The sequence below is a fragment of the Halobacillus sp. genome (assembly GCF_049282395.1).
Taxonomy (GTDB): domain Bacteria; phylum Bacillota; class Bacilli; order Bacillales; family Halobacillaceae; genus Halobacillus.
In genome coordinates this window covers 1-4,160 of sequence record NZ_JBAPTY010000328.1, presented here as the reverse complement: position 1 = coordinate 4,160, position 4,160 = coordinate 1, and the positions used below count along the sequence as shown (strand labels likewise).

The following is a 4,160-nucleotide window of genomic DNA, read 5'->3' as shown; positions in this document are numbered from 1 at the left end:
TGTTAACGACTGAGGAGGCTTGCCAGTTCCCCCACAGGAAAGCGAGTTATTTCCCCACCAACCCTTACCCATCTTACTTAACGGACCCATTTATCTTGAAACTGAGTCTTCCAGTATCGGGAGCTTTTCTTTAAGAGCAACACTTTGATTTAACATAGCCTAAAAAAACAGGCATACCGGGATAATGTTCCGGTGTGCCTGTTTTTTCAGAAAAACGTTATTTGAAAATCGTCGAGCCTTTCAACATTTCCGGCTTTGCCCCTAAGATAAGTAAGAATAATTTAGGATAGCCGATTTCACGGTGCTTCGTTAACGTTTGTCTCACGACTTCCACGTCCTGGTGGTCGGTCAGCTTTTGAACCTCTTTTTGATAAAGGGTAAGAATCGAGTCCTTCATATATTCTGGTTCATATACCGTGATGTCCTCATCCATGAGCAGACTGCCCATATAACCATATTTCATTTGAAGCTGGCGAGTCAGACTTACTACATGAAGAAGCTGTTCATACACCTCCGAATGCTGATTTCTCAACTCTCCAAAATCTTCCTTAGCTGCATACAGATCACCCAAACTGGCTAATGTTTTCACCATATAAATATTCTCCTTTCTCCCAGGGCTTTTCAAGGCCGATAATATCCGTCAATTGCTTACTGTGCTTACGGCGTACTCTTCGGGTCTGAGCCCTTTCTTCACCGGACTCATAGAGAAACTTCTCCTCTTCAGTCTGAGGAATTACATCAGGAACCGGCACCGCCTGCTTATTCTCATCCAGCGCCACGAACGTTAGAAACGCTGTTGCTGCCATTCTTCTTCTGCCGGTAATCATATCTTCTGCGATTACTTTACAGAAAATCTCCATAGAACGGTTCCCAGTGTACGATACAAAGGACTCTACACAAACCGAATCCGACTGATGAACCGGGTTCAGGAAATCGATCGAGTCTGTTGAAGCCGTTACACATTCTTTCACACGGGCATGACGCCTCGCTGATAATGTGGCACTATTATCTAGTTTTTTCATCAAAACGCCGCCGAACAGCGTATTATAGTTATTTAAATCGTTCACAAGCACTTGGTCCGTGCTGATAATTAAACTTTCTTTTGGTTTTTTGGCATCCATTGCTTTATCGTTCCTCTCTGTAAAAAATTCTTCATAAGCGCTTATTCGTAAAGACATGCCTCTACAAAAAGGGGTATAAATACAGTGTAAGAGCCTTTTCCAAGAAAGTGAAATAGTTATTCATCATGCTTTATATAGACATTATCTATGTAAATGTTTTCATCGATTCAATCCAGGCATAAAAAAACAGCCCGCTTATTCGTTAAGGGGCTGTTCCTTCCCAACCTGGGTGGCTATACGATCCTGTGTAAACTTCAGCCATTCTTTCGTGGCATAAGCTAAATATCGATCCTTAGGCCATATAATCGCTAAGTCCCATTCAAGGTCAGGCTGGACGACTTTTATGATTCTGACATCTTCTTTTAATAAATGAGCGACACTATTTGGAAGAATCGAGATTCCAAGGTTCGCGGTGATCATTTTCCCTATAAAATCCCACTGGGAACTCTCCGAAACGACTTGAGGGAGAAAACCCGCTTCCTTACAGGCTGATACAATCCGATCATTCAATACGAAATCTTTGTTAAAAAGAATAAACGATTCCTCTTCCAATTCTTTTAAATGAATCTGTTTACGTCCGGATAGCTTGTGAGACGGTGGAAGTACAACACTCAGCTCCTCACTCATAAGGAAGAAGTAATCAAATCTTTCTTCTTCCGTAGGCAGTACCGTGATTCCTACATCTAGCTCTTCCTGAATGATATTGTCTTCTATTTTTTTGGCTCCATTTTCCAGAAGCTGAAATGTAATATGAGGATATTGATCGTGAAATCCTCCGAGCGCTTTAATAAACTGATCCGCATCCATAATTGGAGGAAGCCCAATCCGTATGTGCCCTTTCTGAAGGCCGAGAAGATCATCAAGCTCCGTCTGGAGGTTATTGAAGGCTTTATCAATAACTTCTGCCTGAGCTAAAATGACCCTCCCGGCATCGGTAAGGGTAATTTTCTTACGGGAACGTTCAAATAATTCGACCCCCAGATCCGCTTCCAGGTTTTTAATCATTTTACTAATCGTCGGCTGGCTGATGAATAAATGATCTGCCGCTTTCGTAAAACTGCTGAACCTCGCAACCTCAATAAAATATTGCAAATGACGAATATCCATACACACTTCCTCCCTCCAACACTCTTCCTCCCATCATAGACAACCCCCGCCTCCCCCGCAACCATAAATTCCCACCTCAGGTCATCCATTTTCTCCCACGAGTTACTCTTGCTATGTTCTCTAAATATCTATAAAATCCATAAGTACAGACGGTACAGCATTTATTCTATTTTTAAGGAGTACTCATTCATGGCACATGCATTTAAAACTCCACACTTTTTTGACAAGCTTTCTCCTTTTCAAATTATTGTATTATTCTATATATCGGCAGCCTTACTATCTACCCTGCTGATCAGCCTGCCTTTTCTTCACCGGGAAGGTGTACATCTAAGCTTTATTGACGGTTTGTTTACTGCCGTAAGTGCTATCAGCGTCACAGGGTTAACCGTGGTCTCTACAGTTGACACCTTTAATACGCCCGGTTATTTCGTATTAATGTTTATTCTCCAATTTGGCGGAATCGGCGTCATGACGCTTGGAACGTTTATCTGGCTGCTGCTCGGCCAAAAAATCGGTTTAAAAAGACGACAGCTCATTAAAACGGATCAAAACCGCTCAACTTTCGCCGGAATGGTCCAGCTGATCCGGCAGATTTTACTGATTATCGTCATTATCGAAATCATAGGAGCTCTTATTCTTGGGGTTTATTTCACCCAATATTTCCCGACCACAAGCGAAGCATTTGTCCAGGGGGCTTTTGCTTCTGTCAGTGCAACGACGAATGCTGGATTCGATATAACGGGGTCCTCGCTGGTCATGTTCGAAAGCGATTATTTTGTACAGTTTATTAATATCCTTCTGCTTACGCTTGGAGCAATTGGGTTCCCTGTTTTGATCGAAGTGAAAGATTACCTTTCGAGAAGAAATGAAGACTTTTTTAACTTTTCTTTATTCACAAAGCTTACTTCAGTAACTTTCGGTCTGCTCGTTCTGATCGGAACCGTGCTTATTTACCTGTTTGACCGCACTCATTTTTTCCAGGATAAATCCTGGCACGAATCGTTTTTCTATGCTTTTTTCCAATCGGTAACGACAAGAAACGGCGGCCTTGCTACGATGGATGTGAGTGAGTTTACGCCATCCACGTTATTAGTCATTTGTGTACTTATGTTTATCGGAGCCTCACCAAGCAGCGTGGGCGGCGGCATAAGGACCACTACGTTCGCAATCACGCTGCTTGCGATTTTTGCCTATGCGCGAGGAAGAAGTCATGTACGCATCTTCCATAGAGAAATTGACCAGGAGGATATTTTCCGTTCGTTCATTGTTATCAGCACTGCCATTATGATTACATGCGGGGCTGTCATTTTACTCTCCCTGTTTGAGCCCCAATTCTCACTGCTTGAAGTCATGTTTGAAGCTTGCTCGGCTTTTGGTACGACGGGTCTATCAATGGGCATTACTTCAGACCTTCATTCCATTGGAAAAATCATCATCATTGGTCTCATGTTCATCGGGCGGATCGGCATCTTTTCTTTCCTATTTATTTTAAGAGGAAGAGTGACTGCGGATAATTACCGATACCCTCGGGAGCCAATGATCATCGGCTGATTCATCATTAAAAAGAGCAAGGCGCCCATAGGGTTCCTTGCTCTTTTTTAAGTTGGCTATGTTAAACTTCCGTGTTGTTAATAAGGTAAAGCTCCCGTTTGTTGAAGACTTGATTTCGAGATATTTGTATTGAGCGGAAGGTCCTCCGGGGGACGATTTCGCTTTCCGCGGGCATGTGCTGAGCTTCCTCGGGCTTAACAGCCCTGCGGGGATCTCACCGATCATGTTCATCCCGCAGGAGTCTTCATCGTCCCCCTCCGGACCCGGCCGAATTAGAGACTCGAAACGGGTTCGTCCTTCATCCGCTGATAAGAAGTAACCATATGGGCGTAAATACTTTTTCAGACTGGAACTATGCGAGATAGCCTTTTATATAAGCAT

At 43.1% G+C, this 4,160-nt stretch carries 4 protein-coding genes; 1 reads left to right on the top strand and 3 read right to left on the bottom strand.

The annotated features are described in order from the left end of the window. Window positions 1–217: 217 nt before the first annotated feature. From WAM07_RS13950 to cidR, 3 genes are all read right to left on the bottom strand, one after another. Window positions 218–592: a hypothetical protein gene (locus tag WAM07_RS13950; protein ID WP_422167785.1), complete on the bottom strand. Its 375-nt coding sequence runs from the start codon at window positions 590–592 to the stop codon at window positions 218–220. Then, window positions 564–1,121 carry an acyl-CoA thioesterase gene (locus WAM07_RS13945; RefSeq protein ID WP_014644769.1) on the bottom strand — a complete coding sequence of 186 codons (558 nt, stop codon included), beginning with the start codon at window positions 1,119–1,121 and terminating at the stop codon, window positions 564–566. The genes WAM07_RS13950 and WAM07_RS13945 overlap by 29 nt, the downstream gene beginning before the upstream one ends. A gap of 195 nt (window positions 1,122–1,316) precedes the next feature. Beyond that, entirely contained in the window at window positions 1,317–2,228 is a 912-nt protein-coding gene (gene cidR / locus WAM07_RS13940) for a cidABC operon transcriptional activator CidR (RefSeq protein WP_422167784.1), read from the bottom strand. A gap of 189 nt (window positions 2,229–2,417) precedes the next feature. Between cidR and WAM07_RS13935 the strand changes: the two genes are divergently transcribed. After that, window positions 2,418–3,779: a TrkH family potassium uptake protein gene (locus tag WAM07_RS13935; protein WP_422167782.1), complete on the top strand. Its 1,362-nt coding sequence runs from the start codon at window positions 2,418–2,420 to the stop codon at window positions 3,777–3,779. Window positions 3,780–4,160: the final 381 nt, after the last annotated feature.

Coding starts and splice junctions, on each gene's coding strand:
- WAM07_RS13935 (WP_422167782.1), top strand. CDS start 2,418: ATGGCACATGCATTTAAAACTCCACACTTTTTTGACAAGCTTTCTCCT.
- WAM07_RS13950 (WP_422167785.1), bottom strand. CDS start 592: ATGGTGAAAACATTAGCCAGTTTGGGTGATCTGTATGCAGCTAAGGAA.
- WAM07_RS13945 (WP_014644769.1), bottom strand. CDS start 1,121: ATGGATGCCAAAAAACCAAAAGAAAGTTTAATTATCAGCACGGACCAA.
- cidR (WP_422167784.1), bottom strand. CDS start 2,228: ATGGATATTCGTCATTTGCAATATTTTATTGAGGTTGCGAGGTTCAGC.